The following is a 21,481-nucleotide window of genomic DNA, read 5'->3' on the forward strand; positions in this document are numbered from 1 at the left end:
AGTTGTTTCTACGCCGAGATTCCGACAGTGGGCTCGCTACACCAGGGGGCGGCCGGTGCGGACGCGCCAGTCCAGATCCTTGAGCAGCACGTTGAACGGAAACTGCCGGACGAAGCGCGGCATCACGTTGTTGACCCGGCCCAGCGTCCGCATCACCCGGTTGAACCGGCGCTGTCTGGCCGCATCCCACGGCAACCCCATCTCGTCGCGGAAGCGCTGGGGCAGAAAGCCGGTCGTCATGAAGAGGTTGACGGCGTCGGTCCGCCGCTGCAGCCACGCCGGCGCCTTGACGTCGCCGAGCCGGCCCGCCGCGATCGGCCACAGGTACTCGCGCACCGCGGCGTCGATGTGCACCTTGTCCAGCGACTCTTGCCAGTACTCATCGAACGCCTTGCGGTCCGCGGGCCACATCTCGGCGGGCACCTGCAGCGTCGTGCCGAGCGCGGCGGCGTCCCGGTAGTGGCGGTCTGCGGATTCATCGTCCATCTCGCCGACGAAGATCCGGAACACGTCGACGAACCCCTTGTACAGGCAGGCGGCCACCCAGAGCTGGAGATCCTTGTTGAACGCGTTGTATTCGACCGGGCTGTCCGGCAGCGAGTACACCTCGGCGTGCGACCGGTTGACCGCGCGACGGTACACCGCCTTCTGTTCGTCGCTGCCCGCGAGCGCCACGGCCAGGTACGTGAACGTGGTCCGCGCCCGCTTGATCGGGTGCCTGTCCGCGCGGCCACTTTCGACACGGCTGTCCTTCACGCCGTATCCGACCCCCGGCCGCGCGAGTTCCATGATCACGTTCGCGGCCCCGGAGAGCAGCCCGATGCCCAGCATCGCGTCCTCGGGCCCGACGTTGCGCCGCAACGGGCGCCCGGGCAGGGGCGCGTCGTTGACCGCACGTCCGACGTGGTCGATCGGCTCGGAAACCATCTACACCCCTATCGCGCAAAAGTGAGAACATCTGTTTCCTGATCTTGCCCCTGCCCTGGACGGGTGTCAAGATGGCGGCATGGCACAGGTCAGGCCGTACCGCGGCGTCGAGGCGGCCGAGCGCCTCGCGGACCGCAGGCGCCGACTGCTCGAGGCGGGCCTCGACCTGCTCGGTACCGGCGACCCCGCGGAACTGACGGTTCGCGCCATCTGTGCACAGGCCGGTCTGGGCGTGCGCTATTTCTACGAGAGCTTCAGCGACAAGGACGACCTGATCGGCCAGGTCTACGACTGGGTGATCGGCCGCATCGCCACGACGACGCAAGCAGCCGTCGCAGCCGCCCCCGCCGGCGAGAAGAACCGCGCCGCCATGGCCAACATCGTGCAGAGCATCGCCGCCGACAACCGTGTCGGGCGACTGGTCTTCAGCTCACGGCTGTCCAACGGAGTGGTGCTCCGCAAGCGTGCCGAGTCCTTCGCGCTCATGGTCATGCTGACCTTTCAGACCGCGAGCGAGATGGGCGCACAGCGGGACTCCCAGACCAAGGCGGCCGCCCATTTCGTGGTCGGTGGTGTCACGCAGACCATCACGGCCTGGTTGGACGGCGACATCGAACTCGACGACGCTCAACTGGTCGACCACCTGGCCGCGCTGCTCGACCACCTGGCGGTTCCGCCGAGAAGCGAGACCTGACCGTCAGGCGGTGACCTTGGGGCGGCGGTCGGCGGCCGTCCTGGGCGTCGCCTGAGCGTCGCTGTCGGTGAATTCCTTCGTCCAGCAAGCGAATTCGAGCGTGATGCCGTCGGGATCGTGGAAGTAGAACGAACGGACGTAGACGCCGGGGTGCACGGTGGGCGAGACCTGCGCCTCGCTCTCGTCGTGGTTGAGCACCGGACCGACCCGCACGCCCTTGTCCTTGAGGCGCTGCCGGTACTCGTCGAACTTGTCGGCGGGCACGTGAAAAGCCAGGTGATTCATGGTGCTGACCGCGCTGACGATGTCGCCGATACCGGGGATGGCCTCGGGCGAGGAGATGCCGGGCACCCGGTCCGGGGCGTCGGCGAACCAGAAGAACGCGACGCAGTCGCCGTTGCCCGCATCGAAGAAGAAGTGCTGGCCCATGCCGCCCGGCAGATCCAGCGACTTGATCAACGGCATGCCGAGGATGTTGCTGTAGAAGTCGACGGTCTTCGCCATGTCCGAGCACACCAGCGCCACATGATTGATTCCGCCGAGTTCGAATTCGGAGTTCGGATTGTCGGGCCTGATCATCTGGCGCCTCCTCGGGCGAATCTCTGGCCAGAAACGCAAACTGAATTTAGCATCAGGTTCAAGCTCGAGCAATGACGAACGGACGGGCCCGAATTCGGGACCATCTCTAACGTGGATGTACCGTCGGGGGGCCGTATGAGCAAGACGTCCTCGAACGCCGCAACGCCGGGCGTCATGCGCGAGTTCATCGGTGTTGACTCCCCCACCGCCCGCCGCGCCGGCGCCGGCGGACATCCGTGCCAAGGTCTTTATCACCGCGGTTTGGGCCGCAAGCCGAAGGTCGCGATGATCGCCACGCACTACCAGATCGACTTCTCCGAGCACTATCTCGCCGACTACATGGCCACCCGCGGCATCGGCTTCCTGGGCTGGAACACGCGGTATCGCGGGTTCGAGAGCAGCTTCCTGCTCGACCACGCGCTCGTCGACATCGGCGTGGGGGTGCGCTGGCTGCGCGAGGTCCAGGGCGTGGAAACCGTTGTTCTGCTTGGCAACTCCGGCGGCGGATCGTTGATGGCGGCATACCAGGCGCAGGCCGTCGACCCGCATGTGGCACCGCTTGCCGGCATGCGCCCGGCGGCCGGGCTCACCGACCTGCCGCCCGCCGACGGCTACGTCTCGACCGCCGCACACCCCGGTCGCCCCGACGTGCTCACCGCATGGATGGACGGTGCCGTCGTCGACGAAACCGATCCGGTGGCAAGCGATCCCGAACTCGACCTGTTCGACGAACACAACGGCCCGCCGTACTCAGAAGATTTCGTCGAGCGTTACCGGGCCGCCCAGGTCGCACGCAATGAGGCGATCACCGACTGGGCCGAAGCAGAGCTCGAGCGCGTGCAGGCGGCGGGTTTCTCCGACCGCCCCTTCACGGTGCTGCGCACGTGGGCCGACCCGCGCATGGTGGATCCCACCCTGGAACCGACGAAGCGGCCCCCGAACATGTGCTACGCCGGAGTGCCGGTGCAGGCCAACCGATCCGCGCGCGGCATCGCGGCAGCGTGCACGCTGCGCAACTGGATCGGCATGTGGAGCCTGCGGCATGCGCAGACGCGTGCCGAACCACACCTCAACCGGATCACGTGCCCTGCGCTGGTCATCAACGCCGATCAGGACACCGGGGTGTACCCGTCAGATGCGCAGCACATCTTCGACGCACTGGCCAGCGCCGACAAGGTGCAATGCTCGATCGACACCGACCACTACTTCACCACTCCCGGGGCCCGCAGTGAGCAAGCCGATACCATCGCCAAGTGGATCGCCAAGCGGTGGCGCTAGCCGTCGACGACTCGCGCGAGCGCGCAACGCTACGAGTCCTCGCCCATTTCGACCCTGGTCCGAAGGTGTTCGATTTCGTTGCCCCGGAGGCTGATTGGCTCGACATCCGCTACTGCGCAGAGGATGACGACGCCACCTTCTACCGCGAGCTGCCCGAGGCCGAGGTGATCTGGCACGTCTTGCGGCCGATCTCCGGCGAGGACCTCGCCAAGGCCGGCCGCTGCCTGCTGGTGCACAAGCTGGGCGCCGGGGTCAACACCGTCGACGTGGACTTCGCGGCCGGCCACGGGATCGCGGTAGCGAACATGCCCGGCGCGAACGCCCCCTCGGTCGCCGAAGGGACCGTGCTGCTGATGCTGGCCGCGTTGCGCCGGTTGACCGAACTGGACAGCGCCACCCGCGCGGGCCGGGGTTGGCCGTCCGACCCGTGCCTGGGCGAAACCGTGCGTGACATCGGCGGCTGCACCGTCGGTTTGGTCGGCTACGGCAACATCGCCAAGCGGGTGGAGCGAATCGTGCTGGCCATGGGCACCCCGCCCGATCAGATTCTGCACACCAGCACCCGCGACGACGGTCATCCCGGTTGGCGAGCGCTACCCGACCTGCTGGCCGCCAGTGACATCGTCTCGCTGCATCTCCCGCTGACCGACCGCACCGCGGGCATGCTCGACCGTGCGGCGCTGTCGCTGATGAAGCCCGACGCCGTGCTGGTCAACACCAGCCGCGGCGCCATCGTCGACGAGGTGGCCCTGGTCGAGGCGCTGCGTGCAGGCCACCTGGCCGGCGCGGGCCTCGACGTCTTCGCGACCGAGCCGGTCGCGGCCGACAACCCGCTGTTGCAACTCGACAATGTGGTGCTGACGCCGCACGTCAGCTGGTACACCGCCGACACGATGCGGCGGTACCTGGAATTCGCGCTGGACAACTGCCGCCGCCTGCGGGACGGCCGGGAGCTGGCCAACGTCGTGAACGGTATCGTGTTTCCCAACCGACCGGTTAATAGGGAATGACCCGTCCCAGCCCAGTCACAAAGAGGTGTAGGTATGCCCATCGCCATCAACCCTGAGCACAACGACCTGGCCGATTCGGTACGGTCCTTCGTCGCGCGGGTGGCACCGTCGGAGGTGCTGCACGAAGCGCTGGAGACACCAATCCCGAATCCGCCGCCCTACTGGAGGGGCGCCGCCGAGCAGGGCCTGCAGGGCGTGCACCTGTCGGAAGGCGTTGGCGGACAAGGCTTCGGCATCCTCGAGTTGGCGATCGTCGTCGCGGAGTTCGGCTACGGCGCGATGCCGGGGCCGTTCGTGCCGTCGGCGATCGCCAGCGCGCTGATCGCCGCGCACGATCCCGAGGCCGCGGTCCTGAACGACCTGGCCTCCGGCGCGACGATCGCGGCCTACGCCATCGACTCCGGGCTGACCGCCACCCGGCACGGTGACGACGACGCCGCGGGTCTGGTCATCCGCGGCGAGGTGCGCGCCGTGGCCGCCGCAGAGCAGGCCTCGGTGCTGGTGCTGCCGGTCGCCGGGTTGGAAGAAGGAACCAGCGGTTACAAATGGGTGGTCCTGAACGCCGCGGAACTGGAGATCGAACCGGTCAAGAGCCTGGACCCGCTGCGGCCGGTGGCCCACGTGCGCGCGAACGCCGTCGAGGTCGGCGACGACCGGGTGCTGAGCAACCTGAGCCGCCCGCTGGCCCTCGCACTGATCTCGACGTTGCTGTCCGCTGAATGCATCGGCGTCGCCCGGTGGGCCACCGACACCGCGGCCGAGTACGCCAAGATCCGCGAGCAGTTCGGCAGGCCCATCGGCCAGTTCCAAGCCATCAAGCACAAGTGCGCGGGCATGATCGCCGACACCGAGCGGGCCACCGCCGCCGTCTGGGACGCGGCCCGGGCCATCGACGAGTTCCGCGAAACCAGCTCAGCCGAAAGCTCTTTCGAGTTCGCCGCGGCGGTCGCGGCCACCCTTGCACCCGAAGCCGCGCAACACTGCGCCCAGGATTGCATCCAGGTGCACGGCGGTATCGGCTTCACCTGGGAGCACGACGTCAACGTCTACTACCGCCGTGCGCTGGTGCTGGCGGCCGGTTTCGGGCGCCACGCCGACTACCCGCAGCACGTCGTCGACGTCGCGACCAGCACCGGCATGCGCAAGCTCAACATCGACCTCGATCCGGAGACCGAGAAGCTGCGCGACGAGATCCGTGCGGAAGTCGCTGCGCTGAAAGACATTCCACGGGAGGAACGCACCGTCGCGATCGCGGAGGGCGGCTGGGTGCAGCCGCATCTGCCCAAACCGTGGGGCCGTGCGGCCGGACCCGTCGAGCAGATCATCATCGCCCAGGAGTTCGAGGCCGGCCGGGTCAAACGCCCGCAGATGGGCATCGCGGCCTGGATCATCCCCTCGATCGTCGCGTTCGGCACCGAAGAACAGCAGCAGCGCTTCCTGCCGCCGACGTTCCGCGGCGAAATGATCTGGTGTCAGCTGTTTTCCGAGCCCGGCGCAGGTTCGGACCTGGCCAGCCTGACCACCAAGGCAACCAAGGTCGACGGCGGCTGGCGCATCACCGGACAGAAGATCTGGACCACCGGCGCGCAATACTCGCAATGGGGCGCGCTGCTCGCGCGCACGGACCCGAGTGCCCCGAAACACAATGGCATCACGTATTTCCTGCTCGACATGGCCACCGACGGCGTCGAGGTCAAGCCGTTGCGCGAGCTCACCGGCAACGCGATGTTCAACACGGTGTTCATCGACGACGTGTTCGTCCCCGACGAACTGGTGCTGGGCGAGGTGAACCGGGGCTGGGAGGTCAGCCGTAACACGCTCACCAACGAGCGGGTGTCGATCGGCAGCAGCGAGCCGCCGTTCCTGGCCAACCTCAACGGGTTCGTCGAGTTTCTCCGGGACGGCCAGTTCGACCAGATCGAGCAGAACCACGCCGGCAGGCTGATCGCCGAGGGCCATGCGGCCAAGGTGCTCAACATGCGGTCGACGCTGCTGACGCTCGCCGGCGGCGATCCGATGCCGGCCGCGGCGATCTCCAAGCTGCTGTCGATGAAGACCGGGCAGGGCTACGCGGAATTCGCGGTGTCGACGTTCGGCACCGACGGCGCCGTCGCCGACCCGAAAGAGTTGCCGGGCGTGTGGTCGGAGTACCTGCTCGGCAGCCGGGCCACCACGATCTACGGCGGCACCACCGAAGTGCAACTCAACATCATCGCCGAACGCCTGCTGGGACTGCCTCGCGACCCGTAACGGCGCTCGGCGGTTGTAAGCCCGGCTTCCGACGGCGCCTGCCGCACGTTTAACAACCCGGCCGAAGGCAACCCGGCTGTCATGACCAACGATGTCGAGAAGCGCTGGGACAAGCCGAGCGCATTCCGCGCCGCCGCCACCTATGTGGCCGTGGTGGTCGCGGTGGCGGCCGTCGCGTTCGTCATCTACGCAGTCGTGTCGAAGACCTCGGTGGTGGGTGCGTCGACCGTGCCGGCGATCCTGTTGCTCGGCGGGCTGGGCGCATTCGTCAAGACCTACCGCGAGTGGAAGGCACAGGGCCAGTGGGTGCAGTGGCAGGGGGCCGGCTGGTTCCTGCTCTTGCTGATGCTGGTGTGCCTGTCGATTCCGGGCGCGGCCGCGATGGCCGACTAGGACTGCCTACTCCACTTCCATTTCGCGGAGCTCACGCTTGAGGATCTTGCCGGTCGGATTGCGCGGCAACTCGTCGAGGAAGACCACTTCGCGCGGCACCTTGTACCGGGCCAGGTGCTCGCGGACGTAATGCTTGATGTCGTCCTCGCCGATCGAGGCGCCGTCGGCCTTGACCACGAAGGCCCGCAGCCGGTGTCCCCACTCCTTGTCCTCCACGCCGAGGGCGGTGGCCTCGACGACCTCGGGGTGACCGCTGATGAGGTCCTCGACCTCGGCGGGGAACACGTTCTCACCGCCGGAGACGATCATCTCGTCGTCGCGGCCGCTGACGTAGAGCAGGCCGTCCTCGTCGAAATAGCCGACGTCACCAGACGACATCAGCCCGTCGATGATCTCCTTGTGCCCGCCGCCGGTGTAGCCCTCGAACGGGAAGAAGTTGCCGACGAAGATGCGCCCCACCTCGCCCTGCGGCAGTTCCTTGCCGTTGTCGTCGAGGATCTTGACCTTCACACCCTTCACGACGGGGCCGACGGTGGCCGGGTTCTTCTCCAGATCCTGGGGCCGCGCGATGGTGGCGAACGCGATCTCGGTCGACCCGTACAGGTTGTAGATGACGGGTCCGAGCATCTTGAGTGCGCGCTGCGCCATCTCCGCGCCCAACTGCGATCCCGACACGAACACGATCCGCAGCGACGACAGGTCCGGCTTGCGCTCCATGCCGTCGAGCGCGTCGAGCATCCGCGACAGCATCACCGGCACCACCACCACGGCGGTCACCTTGTGTTTCTCGATGTCCTCGAGCACGGTCGCGGGCTTGAAACGCCTGCGCAGCACCAACGTCGTGCCCAACATCATCGCGATCGTCGCGTGCAGAAAGCCCAGCGCGTGAAACATCGGCGCGGGCAGCGACGTGATCTCGCCACCCTTGAACGGCACGTGCGAGAGCACACCACCGATCGGGGCCAGGGTCGGCGGCGTACTTCTGTTGGCGCCCTTGGGAGTTCCCGTCGTACCGCTGGTCAAGATGATCACCGACGAGTGCTTGGTCGCCTTCGGCGCGGGCTTACCGGTGTGACGGGAGACGAAGTCCTCGAGGGTCTCATCGGTGCTGTTCGACGGCTCGTCCTTGTCGGGATTCACACCGAGCGCACGTAGCTTGCCCAGCGGCGGATCGGCCTTGGACACCGCCTGGCAGTACTCGTCGTCGTAGATGATCAGCTTGGCGCCCTCGCGTTCGGACACCTCCTTGACCTGCGGACCCGAGAACTCGCTGTTGAGCAGGATGATGCGCGCACCGGTGCGGGCGGCGCCGTAGAGCGCGACGAGGAACCACCGGTGGTTGCGGGCCAGGATCGCAACCCCGTCGCCTCCCTTGACCCCCTTCTCCAGCAGGCCGTTGGCCACCGAGTGCGCGGCGTCGTCGAGTTCCTTGAACGTCATCTCGCCGAAGTCGTCGATGATCGCGGTGCTGTTGGGGGTGCGACGCGCATTGAGGGCGGGAATCATCCCGAACTCGCCCCAGCGCCGGATGTCGGCGAGCATCCCGGCGATGTTCTGCGGCGGTTCGATCTTGAACGCGCCGGCGCCGAACATCTTGCTGGCGTAGTGCAGCTCGGCCGACCCGCGTTCGACGAGCTGTTGAGCCTTCGCGACTGCTTGCAACGGGAGATCGGTGAGTCTGGCCATGGACCCACAATATGTGACCGGCGTCGCACTTCGACCGGGAAACTAGCATGACGATATGGCCTCTCGGCGGCAGGAAGCCCAGTATCTGGAGGTCGACGGTCAACGGGTGCCGATCACCAACCCCGACAAGGTCGTCTTCCCCGAGATCGGGGTGACCAAGTCCGATCTGATGCACTACTACATCAGCGTCGCCGACGGCGCCCTGCGCGGCGTGCGGGACCGGCCGATGATTCTCAAGCGATTCGTCAAGGGCATCACCGAGGAGGCGGTGTTCCAGAAACGGGCGCCGCAGAAGCGGCCGGATTTCGTCGACGTCGCCGAGCTGAAATACGCGTCCGGGACCTCGGCCGCCGAAGCGGTGATCCGCGGTCCGGCCGGCCTGGTCTGGGCGGTGAACCTCGGTTGCGTCGACCTCAATCCCCATCCGGTGCGGTCGGACGATCTGGCCCATCCCGACGAGCTGCGCGTCGACCTCGATCCGATGCCCGGCGTCGCGTGGCCACAGATCATCGACGTGGCGATGGTCGCCCGGGAGGTGCTCGAGGATCACGGGTTGACGGCGTGGCCGAAGACATCGGGATCCCGGGGTTTTCACATCTACGCGCGGATTCAGCGGCGGTGGCCGTTCAAGTTCGTTCGGCTGGCCGCGCAGGCGGTCGCCCGTGAAATAGAGCGCAGGACGCCGCACATCGCGACCGCGCGCTGGTGGAAGGAGGAACGCGAGGGCGTCTTCGTCGATTTCAACCAGAACGCGTTCGACCGGACCGTCGCGTCGGCCTACTCGGTGCGGGCGACGCCGGATGCCCGGGTGTCCACGCCCCTGCGGTGGAGTGAGGTGCCCGGCTGCCGACCGGAGGCGTTCACGATCGCGACGGTGCCGGAGCGGTTCGCCGAAACCGGCGATCCGTGGGAGGGCATCGACGACTCGGCGGGTTCGCTGGACGCGTTGCTCGATCTCGCCGACCGGCTCGGCCCGGCAGAGAAGGCGCCGCGCGGGGCGAAGCGTTCGGGCGGTGAGGACGGGCGCCGCGGCACAGGCCGCACGTCGTCGAAGCCGCTGATCGAGATCGCCCGCACCAAGACAAAGGACGAGGCGATGGCCGCGCTCGAACAATGGCGGCGACGTTACCCGTCGGTAGCCGAAAAACTAGAGCCCGCAGATGTTCTCGTCGACGGAATGCGGGGACCCAGTTCGATCTGGTATCGGATCCGGATCAACCTGCAGCATGTGCCCGAAAATCAGCGCCCCCCACAGGAAGAGCTGCTTGCCGACTACAGCCCCTGGGAGAACTATTCGGGTCCCCAGTGGATGCGCCGCGGTTGACGGGTTTGCTAGCCGACGCGAATGCGGCTTCTTATCAAAGTATTAGCCGCCGCTCCCGGTTGCCTTAAGTTGGCCGCTTAGCTTGGGTTCCAAGGTCAAAGTTGAGGTGCAGCAGGAGGCAGGGATGCCCGGAAAAATGTACGGCAATCCGACATTCGACTGCGCAGGCGCCCAGCTTCACGCGGTGTGCCGCCAGCTGGCGACGGTCGTGACGGTCGACGGAGTCATCGACGATACGAACATCGAGCGGATCACCGCGTTCGCGCACCGGTTCGTGCTCGCCGAGAAGCCGTTCGTTCTCGACCTCAGCGGCGTCACTTCGTGTGCGGGCCAGATTGTTTCACTGATGTACGACGTCGATGAGTGCTGCTTCCACGCCGGTGTGGGGTGGTCGGTCATCGCCGGCGAAGCTGTGCAGCGCGTGCTGCGCGGGACCGGAGTGAGCTTCCCGGTGGCCGAGTCGGTGCCGGACGCGCTCGGACACTTCGCCGACAGCATCGACCAACGGCGCCGCCTGCTGCCGCTGTTGACCAAGAAGACCGCATAGCGGAAGGCGACACACGTGCTACTCGACATTCGCTGGCTCGGTTACCTGCTTGGCCGTCGGCATCCGGCGGCCAAGCAGACCGGCCACGCCGCTCACTGAACCGCCGACGCCCTCGACTGACGCCCGCACCGACGGATGCGCTGGATCGTCGACGGGATGAACGTGATCGGAACGCGCCCCGACGGCTGGTGGCGCGACCGGCACCGCGCGATGGTCACCCTGGTCGAGCGCCTGGAACGGTGGCGACCCACCGGTGACGACGTCACCGTGGTGTTCGAACGGCCGCCGAAGCCACCGATCGCCTCGTCGATCATCACCGTCGCGCACGCGCCGCAGCCGGCCGCCAACTCGGCCGACGACGAGATCGTGCGACTGGTACAAGCCGAACCCCGCCCGGCCGACATTCGCGTTGCGACGTCGGATCGTACGCTCGCCGAGCGGGTGAGAGCCGCCGGCGCCTCCGTCTGTCCGGCGGAAAGACTGCGCGATCTCATCGACCCGCGGTGACGCCTTCCGCCCGCCAGCCGGGTGAGCGGCCGAGGTGGCGCAGCAGCCGATCGAGGTCGCCCGTGCCCTCTTCCTGAGGGACCGCGTGGGCGAACGGCGAGTTGTCCATGTCGCGGATCTCGCCGTCCGGAACCGCCAACGCCAGCGGAAGAACGGCCTCGATCACCTCGGTCGGCAGCGAGAACGGCAGACCGAGGCTACGGGCGACGTCCCAACCATGGACGACGTAGTCGACGAAGTGAAAGCCGATCGCCATCGATCCCGGAACGGCGGCGTCCTTCCCGAACTCCGGTAGCGCGAACGTGGCATCCGGCACGCCGTCGGCGGAGAACGCCTCGAGCACGTCGGCGGCGGCCGCGGCATAGGTGCCGCCGGGGTCCGCGCGCACCGCGTCCGCGACGGTCGCGGGGTCCCATACCGCGAGGTCTGCACCCGACCCGCGCGCGGCGGCGGCAAACCCGTCGTGCTGCACGGTCATATGGGTCAGCAGGTCGCCGAGGTCCCAGCCGGCGCACGGGGTCGGTGAAGCGAGGTCGCCGAGGGTGACGCCCGCGACGATGTCGACGGACGCGGCGACGGCGATCCGGTGGAACGGTCGAAGGTCATTATTGATATGCATGCGCTTACGATATACGCATACTTATCATTGGTCAATGCGTAACATTCGCCCATGCCGCCGAAGTCGAGACGACCGGACCTCGCGGCGATGCTCGCCCCGCTGCTGCGCCGGCTGATCGCCCTCGAAACCCCCATCCTGGCGTCGCACGACGTGTCGATGTGGGGGTACAGCGTGCTGGTGGCGCTCGACGAGTCGCCGGTGCGCACCCAGGCTGCGCTCGCCGAGGCGATCGGCGCCGACAAGACCCGGATCATTCCCACGCTCGACGAGTTGCAGGCCAAGGGCTACATCGAGCGCCGGCCCGATCCGGCCGACCGGCGTGCGCGGCTACTGGCCATCACCGAAGAGGGCCGTGCCCTCAAGGACGCGGTGCAAGCGGAGATCCAGCGCGGAGAGGAGCGGTGGCTGTCGGTGTTGTCGGCCGCCGAGCGGCGGGCGTTCCTGCGGGCTCTGCACGAGATGACGCGCGTAGACGGCAACCCATAGGGTGCGGAGAGTGACTCGCCTCGTCGACCGCTTCTTCGAGATCTCGGCGCGCGGTACGACGGTCGGCGCAGAAGTCCGCGGCGGACTGGTCACGTTCATCGCGATGGCCTACATCATCGTGTTGAACCCGATCATCCTGTCCAGCTCCGAGGACGTTGCCGGCCAGAGGCTCCAATTCGCCGAGGTGTCGGCGGTGACCGCGCTGACGGCGGGCGTGATGACAATCCTGTTCGGCGTCATCGCGCGGCTGCCGTTCGCTTTCGCCGCGGGCCTGGGCATCAACTCGTTTGTCGCGACCACGCTCGTCGGCTCCCTCACGTGGGCCGAAGCCATGGGCCTGGTGGTGGTCAACGGGCTCGTCATCGTCGTGCTGGCCGCGACCGGATTGCGGCGGCTGGTATTCGACGCCGTGCCGATGCAGCTCAAGCTCGCGATCACGGCGGGCATCGGGCTGTTCATCCTGTTCGTCGGTCTGGTGGACGCCGGCTTCATCGGCAGCACCGGGGAGCCGTCCCCACCGGTCGGCCTGGGCCGTCTCGGCGACGGCTCCATCGGCACCGTGCCCACCGTCGTCTTCGTGTTCACACTGCTGTTGACGGGAACCCTCGTGGCCCGAAAAGTGCGGGGCGGCATCCTCATTGGGCTCATCACCGGCACGGCCGTCGCGGTCGTCATCGAGGCGATCTGGCACCTCGGCCCGGCGGCTGACAAGCCCGGCGGGTGGAGTCTGTCGGTGCCGACGCTGTCGGGATCGCCGTTCGCGATCCCGGACCTGTCGCTGGTCGGCGTCTTCAGCCTGGACAGTTTCGGCCGCATCGGAATGATCGCGGCAATCATGTTCGTGTTCACGCTCGTGTTCGCGAACTTCTTCGACGCGATGGGGGTGTTCACCGGGCTGTCCCGCGAGGCGGGCCTGGCCGACGCGCAAGGAACCTTCCCACGGCTGCGTTCGGCGCTGATCGTGGAGGGCGCCGGCGCGGTGCTCGGCGGCGCATCGTCGGCGTCGTCGAACACGGTGTTCCTCGAATCGGGCGCGGGCATCGGCGAGGGCGCCAGGACCGGCCTGGCGAACCTGGTGACCGGCGGGCTGTTTCTCGCAGCGATGTTCATCTCGCCACTGGCCAACGTCGTGCCCACCGAAGTGGCCGCCGCAGCGCTCGTCGTCGTCGGCGTGATGATGGTGTCGCACCTGCGCCACATCGACATCTCCGAGTTCTCGGTCGCCCTGCCGGTGGTGCTGACCGTGGCGACGATGCCGTTCTCGTACTCGATCGCCAACGGCATCGGCGTCGGCTTCATCGCGTGGGTGGTGTTGCGATCGGCGGTCGGCAGGGCGCGCGAGATCAGCCCATTGCTGTGGGTCGTCGCCGCGGGGTTCCTGCTGTATTTCGGCCGCGGCTGGATCGAGTCGCTGATCGGGATGTAGCGCGGATCAGCGGTCGGCTTGCCGCGTCTCCTTCTCCGTTTCGGCGAGATCCTCGATCTTGTCCGCCTGCGCCTGCGTCACCGCGGCATCGACGCGCTTCTCCGCAGCGTCGTTGAGCTTGCCGGCCGCGCTCGCGGCGACGCTACGCTCGGCCGCGTCGATCTGCGCCTCTTCGCGACGCTTGGCGGTCTCCACGTTCCTCTTGCGCTGGGCGGCGATCTGGTCGGCCTGCGCCTTGTTCGCGGCGATGCGCTTCTCGGCGTTCTCGATCGCGGCCCGCTTACGCTGCTGTGCCTGCTTGCGGGCCTCTCGGGCTTCGCGTCCGGTCTCCTCGAAGGCATCCTGCTTGTCCTGCAGCGCCTTCTCGCGCGTCACCTCCAACTCGGCGTCGGCCTGCTTGGCGTTCTCGTCGGCGGCCGCGTCGAGTTCGGCCGCGCGGCGCAGCGCATCGCTGCGCTCGACGAGCGTGGCCCCCCGCTTACGAAGTTCGGGATCGCCGAGCGCGACGCCGACCGCGGTGTCCAACATGCCCAGGGAGCGCTCGTAGAACAGCCGCGCGGGCGCCTCGGAGTCCATCCGCGCGACGAACCGGTCGTCGATCAACTGCAGTGGCATGCGGGCCACCTGGTACTGAATCCTCAGCACCGCCCTCGGGATAGCGGTGAGACTCATGGTCAAGCTCCTTTGTGCCCTGGTCAGGCGTCGTTGTTGAGGTTCTCGGCCTGCCGCCGGATGCGGGCGGCCTCGGCGTGGGCGCTGGCCGACTCCGCGGCGGCTTCGCGATGTTCTTCGAGCGCGTCGGCGAGTTGGCTGTCGGCGTCGTGGATCTCCGCCCGCTGTTCGGCCTTCGCTTCGCGCGCCTTGCGCTCCGCGTCCCGGTCGGCCTGGCTGCGCTCTTCGTCGAGCTGCCGGTGGGCCGCCTGCTCGGCGGCCCGCTTCTGTGCGGCTTCCTGGTTGTCCACCGCGGCTTTCTCGGCGGCCGCTTCGGCGTTCAGCGCGGCGCGTTCCCCGGCGCTTTCGCGGTTGGCCTCGGCCACATCGGCCCGGGCCTCCCGAGCTTCGGCGTCGGCGACCGCCCGCTCCTTGTTGGCCTCTTTGCGCTGTTCGGCCTCAGCCTGCTGAAGCTGCCCTTCAGCGGTCATCGAGTCGTTTCCGGTGACCGCCCCGAACAGCTCTTTGGCCTTGCCCTTCACCGAGTCGATCAAGCTTTCGCGTGCCTGGCCGGCCTTGTCGTGGTCCGTCATTCGGGCCTCCTCTCGGGGGCTTAGGTTCCACGTCTGACGGGGTCCGAAACACGGCTGTGGGCCAATCGTTGACATCATGTGTTCCGTGGTGGCCCGCGTCCTGCAGCCGACAGTCCCCGTCATTGCGCTCACCGGTTATCTCGGCGCCGGCAAGACGACCCTGCTCAACCACCTGCTGCGCGCACCGGGCGCCCGCATCGGCGTGGTGATAAACGACTTCGGCGAACTCAACGTGGACGCCGCCCTGGTCAGCGGACAGGTCGACGAACCGGCCTCGATCGCGGGCGGCTGCATCTGCTGCCTGCCCGACGACGGCGGGCTCGACGAGGCGCTGGCCAAGCTCGCCGACCCGAAGCTGGCACTGGACGCGATCATCGTCGAAGCGAGCGGCCTGGCCGACCCGATCGCGATCTCCCGCATCATCCGGTTCAGCGGCGTGGACCGCATCCGGCCCGGCGGCGTCGTCGACGTCATCGACGCCAAGACGCATTTCGACACCGTCGACCCCCATGCCACCCCGTCGGCCCGGTACGGCGCGGCCTCGCTGGTGGTGGTGAACAAGCTCGACCAGATTCCGCACGACGACCGCGACGGCGTGCTCGCTCGCATCACTAACCGGGTGCGCGAACGCAATCCGGACGTCCACCTGGTCGGCGCCGTCGCGGGACGCGTCGATCCAGCGCTGCTGTACGACGTGTCCGAGGCGTCCACCGCGGACGGCCAGATGTCGCTGCGCGAATTGCTGGTCGACGCCGAACCCGACCACCATCCGCACGTGCACGCCGACTCCGTCACCGTGACCAGCGACGGATGCGTCGACCCGGACGCGCTGTTCGACCTGCTCGAGCAGCCGCCCGACGGCGTGTACCGGCTCAAGGGCATCGTCGCGGTGCGCTACCGCGACCGTGTCCGCAGCTACGTCGTGAACGGGGTCGGGACGTCGGTGCACGTCGCGGCGGCACCGTCGTCGGCGCGGGCCAACGGCCTTGTGGCGATCGGCACGCACATCGACGCCGACGACGTCCGCGCCCGCGTCGAGGCCGCGGTGCGCCCGCACGACGGCGCCCCGTCCGCCGCGGGTGTGCGGCGCCTGCAGCGCTATCGCCGACTCAGCGTGTGACGCTGCCTAGAGTGGGCCCATGAGCGTCGCCGAGGAGCGCGCCGGGGTTAGGCTGACAAACCTCGACCAGCCGTTGAGCGAGGATTCCGGGGCGACCAAGCGCGATCTCGTCGACTACCTCGACGCGGTGGCCGAACGGATACTGCCCGGTCTGGCGGGGCGCCCGCTGACCGTGCTGCGGGTGCTGCGCGGCCAGGCGCCGTTCATGCAGAAGAACGTCCCCAAGTACACCCCGGAGTGGGTGAAGACCGTGTCGATGTGGGCGGAGTCCTCGCATCGCGAGGTGCGCTACGCCCTGTGCGACGACCGCCGCACGCTGCTGTGGCTGGCCAACCAGCGCGCCGTGGAATACCACCCGACGCTGGGGCTGGCCGACGACATCTACCGCCCGACGCATCTGGTGCTCGACCTCGACCCGCCGCCCGGCAGCGCGTTCGACGCGGTGGTGGCTACGGCAGCGCTTGTGCGACAGGCGCTTTCGGACTGCGGCCTGACGGGGGTGGTGAAGACCAGTGGCGCCAAGGGGCTGCACGTGTTCGTGCCCGTCGACGACAGCGCCCCGGTCGACGACGTCGCAGCGGCCACCCGCGCCCTCGCGGCGCGTGCGGAGCAACTCGATCCCGCCCGCGCGACAACGGCTTTCATCGTCGAGGACCGCGAGGGCAAGGTTTTCATCGACTCCACCCGCGCCGGCGGTGCCACCGTCGTCGCCGTCTACAGTCCCCGACTGCGCGCCGGCACCCCGGTGTCGTTCCCGGTGGACTGGTCGGATCTGGACCGCATCACACCGGCGGACTTCTGCGTGCAGACCGCGCTCGGGGTGCTCGGCGACCGCGACCCGTGGGCCGAGCTGATGCCCGCCCCGCAGACGCTGCCACCGGATCTGATCGAGCACGGCAGGACCATCCCCGTCGCGCGGGTGGCCGCGATGCACGAGGGCAAGCGCCGGGCGCGGGCGCGCCGCGCGCAGGACGTCAAGGCGTCGGATTCGCCAGGGCGGTAAACGGGTATCGACCAGCGCATCAGCGAGGCCCGGGTGAGGGGGTCGGTGAGATGGTGGGCTGGCTGGACAGGCTGCAGCGACGTCACCGCCGCATCGGCTTCCTCATCGCGGTCATCTACAAGTACGTCGACGACCAGGGCGGCTATCTGGCCGCGCTGATCACGTACTACGCGTTCGTATCGCTGTTCCCGCTGCTGCTGCTCATGACGACGGCGCTGGGCGTGGTGCTCGCCGGACACCCGGACCTGCAGCAGCAGGTGCTGCAGTCCACGCTCAGCCAGTTCCCGGTCATCGGCGGTCAGCTGCAACGGCCGGAGCAACTCAGCGGCGGCGCCACGGGCGTCGTCGTCGGCATCGCCGGCGCCTTGTACGGCGGCCTGGGGCTGGGGCAGGCCGTGCAGAACGCGATGGACTCGGTGTGGGCGGTGCCGCGCAACAACCGGCCCGACCCGATCCGGTCGCGGCTGCGCAGCCTGCTGCTGCTGTTTGTGCTGGGTTCCGCGGCCATCGCCACGACGGTGCTCTCGGCGGTCGGCCACGCGACCGCCGGCCTCGGGTGGTTCGGCAAGTTCGGCGTCACCGTCGTCACGGTGGGCATCAACGCGCTCATCTGCCTGGTGGCGTTCCGCGTCACCACAGTGCGGCGCCTCTCCTACCGCGACGTGCTGCCCGGCGCCCTGACCGCGGCAGTGATCTGGCAACTGCTGCAGTGGTTCGGCGCCAGCTATGTCACCCACACCGTCAAGTCGACGAGCGCCACCAACAGTGTGTTCGCACTCGTGCTGGGGTTGCTGGCATTCCTGTTCCTGGTGTCGGTGACGCTGGTGATGTGCGCGGAGATCAACGTCGTCCGCGTCGACCAGCTGCATCCGCGGGCACTGCTGACACCGTTCACCGACGACGTCGACCTCACCTCCGCCGACCGCCGCACCTACACGCGTAGGGCGAAAGCCGAACGGGCCAAAGGCTTTCAACGGGTCAGCGTGCGCTTCGACGGTTCTCGCGAGCCGCCGTAGCGCCGGCTTGTACGGTCGGTGCGTGAGACAGAGTCGAGACCGGATGAGGGACACAGTCGGACGCGTCGCCGCGCTGCGGCGCTATCCGGTGAAGTCGATGCTCGGCGAGCGGTGCGATTCCATCGAGCTCAGTCCGCTGGGTGTGGCCGGAGATCGGCGGTACGCGGTCATCGACGACGCCACCGGGCACGTCGCGACCGCCAAACACCCCCGGCTATGGAGCGCGCTGCTGCAGTGTTCGTCGGCGACCGGACCCGACGGCGTCACGGTGACGCTGCCCGACGGCCGCACGGTGCCGGTCGCCGAGGCGGCCGCGCCGCTGTCGGATCTGCTCGGCCGTACGGTGCACCTCGCCGACGAGCGAGCGGCCGGGGCCGTGCTCGAACGGTCCGATCCCGTCGACGTGCTCACCCACGGCATCAACGCGGAGATCGACCCCGTGCTGCTCGAACTCGCACAGGGCACGCCGGGCGGAGCGTTCGTCGACCATTCTCCTGTGCACCTGATCTGCACCGCCACGCTCGACGCCGTCGGGGTCGACCACGCCGAGGCGATCCGGTACCGGCCGAACATCGTCGTCGACACCAACGGGTCTTCGCCCTTCGTCGAGAACGACTGGGTCGGCGCGCAGATCCAGCTCGGCGAGGTCGTGTTGCGGGGCACGCGGCCGACACCGCGGTGCGCCGTGCCGACCCTGAAACACGGCCGCTCCGAACGCCTTCCGGGAGCCGTCCGGCACCTGCTCGAGCACAATCGCGTCGAGGTGCCCGGTTCCGGTGCGCTCCCCTGCGCCGGTCTGTACGCGGAGGTCATCACCGCCGGCGCCGTCGACATCGGTGACGAGGTCCGCATCATGGGCGACATCGACGTCGTCGATGCGGGTATGAAGATCTGATGACGCAACCCCCGCCACCACGCAAGTCCGTCTTCATCACCGGTGCTGCCGCCGGGATCGGCCGCGCCACCGCGCTGACGTTCGCCCGCAACGGCTTCGTCGTCGGCGGCTACGACATCGACGAGGTCGGTCTCAAGAGCCTGGCCGACGACATCGACGGGCTGGGCGCCACCGCTGTCGTCGGGCACCTCGACGTCACCGATCCCGACGAGATGGCGCAGCGCGTGCGCGAGTTCGCCGAAGCCGCCGGCGGCCGCCTCGACGTCATGATCAACAACGCGGGCATTCTGCGTGCGGGCCGGTTCGAGGAGATGGACATCCGCGGCCATCTCAAGGAGATCGACATCAACGCCAAGGGCGTCGTCAACGGCCTGTACGCGGCGTTCCCCTATCTGAGGGCGACGCCGAACTCGGTCGTCGTCAACCTCGCCTCCGCTTCGGCGATCTACGGCCAGGCCGAACTGGCGAACTACAGCGCCACGAAGTTCTTCGTCCGCGGGATCACCGAGGCGCTCGACATCGAGTGGAGCCGGTACGGCATCCGGGTCATCGCGATGTGGCCGCTGTACGTGCAGACCGCGATGACCGAGAGCATCAAGACCGGCACGACGGATTCGCTCGGCATCCGGCTGACGGCTCAGGACATCGCCGACGCGATCGTCAAGGCCACCGACCCGTCGTGGTTGCGGCGGGCCATCCACCAGGTGCACTTCCCGGTCGGATCCCAGACCAAGGTGCTGGCCGCGGGTTCCCGGTTCTCCCCTGGATGGCTGACCCGGCTGGTGAACAAGAAGCTGGCGCACTCCTGACGTGGTCTGACCGTTCGGTTGGCTAGGCTCGCCGAGTGGCCACACGGCTGACTCGGCGAGGCTTCCTGACGGTGACCGCGGGCGCGGCGCTCGTCGTCGCGGGATGCGGCTCGGACGAGCCCGGCACCGTCGCCAAGGATGGCTCGGTCACCGTCAAGCACGTCTTCGGCGAGACCAAGATCCCGGCGCCGCCCACCCGGGTGGTCAGCGCGGGGCTCACCGAACAGGACGACCTGTTGGCGGTCGGGGTGGTGCCGATCGCGGTCACCGACTGGTTCGGTGGCGAACCGTTCGCGGTATGGCCATGGGCGCAGCCCAAACTCGGCGGCGCCCAACCCACGGTGCTCAGTCTCGCCGACGGGATTCAGGTCGCCCAGATCGCGTCGCTGAACCCCGATCTGATCGTCGCCGTCAACGCCGGCCTGGACTCCGACACCTACACGAAACTGTCCGAGATCGCGCCGACGGTCGCGCAGTCCGGGCACGCCGCGTTCTTCGAGCCGTGGAAGGACCAGGCGGGCACGGTCGGTCAAGCGGTCTTCAAGCACAACGAGATGCAAGCCCTGATCGCGGATGTCGACAAGAAGTTCACCGCGGTAGGTGAGAACAACACCGCGTGGGCCGGCAGGAGTGCGGCACTGCTGCACGGCCGGCTGGACGATGGAGAGCCGCGGGCCCTGACCCCCGATTGGCGCGCCGAGTTCCTCACCCAGATGGGTCTTCGCGTCGTCGAGAATCCCGACACGGCCGACGTGCTGATCTGGGCCACCGAGAGCGACGAGGAACAGGCCGCGCTGCTGGCCGACCCGGCCGTCGCGAAGCGCGGTAAGGCCAACGTGTTCACGGGCAAGGAACTCGCCGGGGCGATCGCGTTCGCCTCACCGCTGTCGTATCCGGTGGTGGCCGACCGACTGCCGTCGCGCATCGCCCAAGCACTGAGTTGAGAAGATGACCCGGTGACGGTCACCCCGGACGCCCAGCAGACCGAGCACCGCGGCTTCGCCACCACGGGGTCGGCCTACTATCCGACGCTCGTCGCGGTCTTCACCGGCCTGGTGCTGATCTCGAACGTGGCGGCGACCAAGGGCATCGCGTTCGGCCCCATCATCGGCGACTGGTCGCTGATCACCGACGGCGGCTTCGTCGTGTTCCCGCTGACCTACGTGATCGGCGACGTGTTGTCGGAGGTCTACGGCTTTGCCGCCACCCGGCGCGCGATCTACATCGCGTTCGTGATGGAGGCGCTCGCGGCGTTCACGTTCTGGCTCACCGCCGTGCTGCCCGCCGCCGACTTCTACACCAATCAAGCGGCGTTCGAGGCCGTGGTGAAGCCGTTCACGCAGTTGATCATCGCGGGGCTGGCGGGCTTCATCGTCGGGCAGACGCTCAACGCCTGGGTCGTCGTGAAGGTGAAGACCCGGGTCGGCGAGAAGCATCTGTGGGCCCGGTTGATCGGGTCGACGGTCATCGGCGAGTTCGCCGACACGCTCGTGTTCTGCAGCATCGCCGCGGCCGCCATCGGGATCGACACCTGGGGCGACTTCCTGACGTACGTGGCGCTGGGCTGGGTGTACAAGACCGCGGTGGAGGTGGTCGTGCTGCCGGTGACCTACCGCGTCATCGCGTTCATCAAGCGCCGCGAACCGACATATCAGCCCGCCTCCTGAG

At 68.0% G+C, this 21,481-nt stretch carries 23 protein-coding genes; 17 read left to right on the top strand and 6 right to left on the bottom strand.

The window, feature by feature from the left end:
* Positions 1-36: 36 nt before the first annotated feature.
* Positions 37-927, bottom strand: coding sequence for an oxygenase MpaB family protein (locus AU188_RS07405; RefSeq protein WP_059163089.1), 891 nt, complete (start codon positions 925-927; stop codon positions 37-39).
* Between the two features lie 79 nt (positions 928-1,006).
* Here AU188_RS07405 and AU188_RS07410 point away from each other — a divergent pair, with 79 nt between their 5' ends.
* A complete protein-coding gene (locus tag AU188_RS07410) occupies positions 1,007-1,621 on the top strand; it encodes a TetR/AcrR family transcriptional regulator (protein WP_059163090.1) in 615 nt (204 codons plus the stop codon).
* A 3-nt stretch (positions 1,622-1,624) separates the two neighbouring features.
* Here the strand turns inward: AU188_RS07410 and AU188_RS07415 are convergent, their stop codons facing one another.
* Positions 1,625-2,200: a VOC family protein gene (locus tag AU188_RS07415; protein ID WP_059163091.1), complete on the bottom strand. Its 576-nt coding sequence runs from the start codon at positions 2,198-2,200 to the stop codon at positions 1,625-1,627.
* Between the two features lie 135 nt (positions 2,201-2,335).
* Here AU188_RS07415 and AU188_RS07420 point away from each other — a divergent pair, with 135 nt between their 5' ends.
* From AU188_RS07420 to AU188_RS07435, 4 genes are all read left to right on the top strand, one after another.
* Complete coding sequence (locus AU188_RS07420) at positions 2,336-3,478, top strand: alpha/beta hydrolase (RefSeq protein WP_059163092.1); 1,143 nt, start codon at positions 2,336-2,338, stop codon at positions 3,476-3,478.
* Positions 3,454-4,488, top strand: a complete 1,035-nt coding sequence (locus tag AU188_RS07425; RefSeq protein ID WP_172799422.1) for a 2-hydroxyacid dehydrogenase — start codon at positions 3,454-3,456, stop codon at positions 4,486-4,488. The genes AU188_RS07420 and AU188_RS07425 overlap by 25 nt, the downstream gene beginning before the upstream one ends.
* 33 nt (positions 4,489-4,521) lie before the next feature.
* Positions 4,522-6,738 carry an acyl-CoA dehydrogenase family protein gene (locus AU188_RS07430; RefSeq protein ID WP_059163093.1) on the top strand — a complete coding sequence of 739 codons (2,217 nt, stop codon included), beginning with the start codon at positions 4,522-4,524 and terminating at the stop codon, positions 6,736-6,738.
* A gap of 81 nt (positions 6,739-6,819) precedes the next feature.
* Positions 6,820-7,131, top strand: a complete 312-nt coding sequence (locus AU188_RS07435) for a hypothetical protein (RefSeq protein WP_059163094.1) — start codon at positions 6,820-6,822, stop codon at positions 7,129-7,131.
* A gap of 6 nt (positions 7,132-7,137) precedes the next feature.
* Here the strand turns inward: AU188_RS07435 and fadD2 are convergent, their stop codons facing one another.
* Entirely contained in the window at positions 7,138-8,817 is a 1,680-nt protein-coding gene (gene fadD2, locus AU188_RS07440; RefSeq protein WP_059163095.1) for a long-chain-fatty-acid--CoA ligase FadD2, read from the bottom strand.
* A 55-nt stretch (positions 8,818-8,872) separates the two neighbouring features.
* Between fadD2 and AU188_RS07445 the strand changes: the two genes are divergently transcribed.
* From AU188_RS07445 to AU188_RS07455, 3 genes are all read left to right on the top strand, one after another.
* Positions 8,873-10,141 carry a DNA polymerase domain-containing protein gene (locus AU188_RS07445; RefSeq protein WP_059163096.1) on the top strand — a complete coding sequence of 423 codons (1,269 nt, stop codon included), beginning with the start codon at positions 8,873-8,875 and terminating at the stop codon, positions 10,139-10,141.
* Positions 10,142-10,277: 136 nt separating this feature from the next.
* Positions 10,278-10,688, top strand: coding sequence for an STAS domain-containing protein (locus AU188_RS07450; RefSeq protein WP_059163097.1), 411 nt, complete (start codon positions 10,278-10,280; stop codon positions 10,686-10,688).
* 135 nt (positions 10,689-10,823) lie between these two features.
* On the top strand, positions 10,824-11,195 hold the full coding sequence (locus AU188_RS07455) for an NYN domain-containing protein (RefSeq protein WP_059163098.1): 372 nt from the start codon (positions 10,824-10,826) through the stop codon (positions 11,193-11,195).
* Here the strand turns inward: AU188_RS07455 and AU188_RS07460 are convergent.
* On the bottom strand, positions 11,179-11,814 hold the full coding sequence (locus tag AU188_RS07460; protein ID WP_059163099.1) for a TIGR03086 family metal-binding protein: 636 nt from the start codon (positions 11,812-11,814) through the stop codon (positions 11,179-11,181). The two genes, AU188_RS07455 and AU188_RS07460, sit on opposite strands and share 17 nt — an antisense overlap.
* A gap of 51 nt (positions 11,815-11,865) precedes the next feature.
* On the opposite strand from AU188_RS07460, the gene AU188_RS07465 reads away from it, so the two are divergent.
* Together AU188_RS07465 and AU188_RS07470 are read left to right on the top strand one after the other, a co-directional pair.
* Positions 11,866-12,300, top strand: coding sequence for a MarR family winged helix-turn-helix transcriptional regulator (locus tag AU188_RS07465; RefSeq protein WP_059163100.1), 435 nt, complete (start codon positions 11,866-11,868; stop codon positions 12,298-12,300).
* A gap of 10 nt (positions 12,301-12,310) precedes the next feature.
* Complete coding sequence (locus AU188_RS07470; RefSeq protein WP_059163101.1) at positions 12,311-13,726, top strand: NCS2 family permease; 1,416 nt, start codon at positions 12,311-12,313, stop codon at positions 13,724-13,726.
* Positions 13,727-13,732: 6 nt separating this feature from the next.
* Here the strand turns inward: AU188_RS07470 and AU188_RS07475 are convergent, their stop codons facing one another.
* Both AU188_RS07475 and AU188_RS07480 read right to left on the bottom strand, forming a co-directional pair.
* The gene (locus AU188_RS07475; protein WP_059163102.1) at positions 13,733-14,398 is read right to left on the bottom strand and encodes a hypothetical protein; all 666 of its coding nucleotides are present in this window, start codon (positions 14,396-14,398) and stop codon (positions 13,733-13,735) included.
* A gap of 23 nt (positions 14,399-14,421) precedes the next feature.
* Positions 14,422-14,970, bottom strand: coding sequence for a CsbD family protein (locus AU188_RS07480; RefSeq protein ID WP_059163103.1), 549 nt, complete (start codon positions 14,968-14,970; stop codon positions 14,422-14,424).
* A 76-nt stretch (positions 14,971-15,046) separates the two neighbouring features.
* On the opposite strand from AU188_RS07480, the gene AU188_RS07485 reads away from it, so the two are divergent.
* From AU188_RS07485 to AU188_RS07515, 7 genes are read left to right on the top strand one after another with little or no spacing between them, the layout of a single operon-like run.
* A complete protein-coding gene (locus AU188_RS07485; RefSeq protein ID WP_059163104.1) occupies positions 15,047-16,090 on the top strand; it encodes a CobW family GTP-binding protein in 1,044 nt (347 codons plus the stop codon).
* A gap of 19 nt (positions 16,091-16,109) precedes the next feature.
* Complete coding sequence (ligD, locus tag AU188_RS07490; RefSeq protein ID WP_059163105.1) at positions 16,110-17,093, top strand: non-homologous end-joining DNA ligase; 984 nt, start codon at positions 16,110-16,112, stop codon at positions 17,091-17,093.
* A 50-nt stretch (positions 17,094-17,143) separates the two neighbouring features.
* A complete protein-coding gene (locus tag AU188_RS07495; RefSeq protein WP_059163106.1) occupies positions 17,144-18,109 on the top strand; it encodes a YihY/virulence factor BrkB family protein in 966 nt (321 codons plus the stop codon).
* Between the two features lie 43 nt (positions 18,110-18,152).
* Positions 18,153-19,004 (top strand): MOSC domain-containing protein, encoded by an 852-nt coding sequence (locus AU188_RS07500; protein ID WP_059163107.1) that lies wholly within the window; start codon positions 18,153-18,155, stop codon positions 19,002-19,004.
* Positions 19,004-19,813 carry an SDR family oxidoreductase gene (locus tag AU188_RS07505; protein WP_059163108.1) on the top strand — a complete coding sequence of 270 codons (810 nt, stop codon included), beginning with the start codon at positions 19,004-19,006 and terminating at the stop codon, positions 19,811-19,813. Before AU188_RS07500 ends, AU188_RS07505 begins: the two co-directional genes overlap by 1 nt.
* A gap of 35 nt (positions 19,814-19,848) precedes the next feature.
* On the top strand, positions 19,849-20,757 hold the full coding sequence (locus tag AU188_RS07510) for an ABC transporter substrate-binding protein (RefSeq protein ID WP_059163109.1): 909 nt from the start codon (positions 19,849-19,851) through the stop codon (positions 20,755-20,757).
* A 12-nt stretch (positions 20,758-20,769) separates the two neighbouring features.
* On the top strand, positions 20,770-21,480 hold the full coding sequence (locus tag AU188_RS07515) for a queuosine precursor transporter (protein WP_059163110.1): 711 nt from the start codon (positions 20,770-20,772) through the stop codon (positions 21,478-21,480).
* Position 21,481 lies beyond the last annotated feature (1 nt).

It is taken from the genome of Mycobacterium sp. IS-3022 (assembly GCF_001500065.1).
GTDB lineage: Bacteria > Actinomycetota > Actinomycetes > Mycobacteriales > Mycobacteriaceae > Mycobacterium.